The sequence below is a fragment of the Mesorhizobium sp. M4B.F.Ca.ET.143.01.1.1 genome (genome assembly GCF_004792275.1).
Lineage (GTDB): Bacteria > Pseudomonadota > Alphaproteobacteria > Rhizobiales > Rhizobiaceae > Mesorhizobium > Mesorhizobium abyssinicae.
Map to the genome: position 1 here is coordinate 1 of NZ_SRSR01000081.1, position 509 is coordinate 509.

The 509-nt window shown below is 66.4% G+C and carries 1 pseudogene; it reads right to left on the bottom strand.

Annotated elements, in window-relative coordinates:
- Positions 1–509 (bottom strand): annotated as a pseudogene (locus tag EN786_RS36050) (hypothetical protein); the annotation flags it as partial.

Sequence of the window (509 nt, forward strand, 5' to 3'; positions counted from 1 at the left end):
ACCAGACCGAGCTTCTTCATCGCCCGGTTGGCGACCTCCAGCTTCTGGCGAAAGCCGTCGCTGTCGGTCGGCCCCCAGTCCTTGACCAGGTCGTCATGGGTGGCTTCGACCGAGCGGGCGAGCGCAACCTCCTGGCGCGCCGCCTGCTCGGCCATGTAGCCGACGAACCGGTCATGATAGGCCTGCGCGGTCTTCGGGCTGGCGCCCGCTTCGACCGCCCAGGCCTTGGAGGCGCTGGCGAGCTCGTCCGAATAGGCGAAGTTTTCCGGCAACCCTTCCGGGCGCCGGTACTCGACCTTCTCGGCCGATGTCAGCGGACGCATCTGCTCGGGCAGCCGGGCGTGGAACTTGTCCCAGTCCTCCCTGGATGCGTCCTTGCCCGGCACGCGCAGGCTTTCGCCCTGCTGCCGTTCCAGCTCCGCATAGGATGTGAAAACCCGATCGAGGTTTTCGGCCTTGGTCCAGCCCTTGGCTTCAGCGAGCTTGCGGTTGCCTTCGGAAAGACCGTC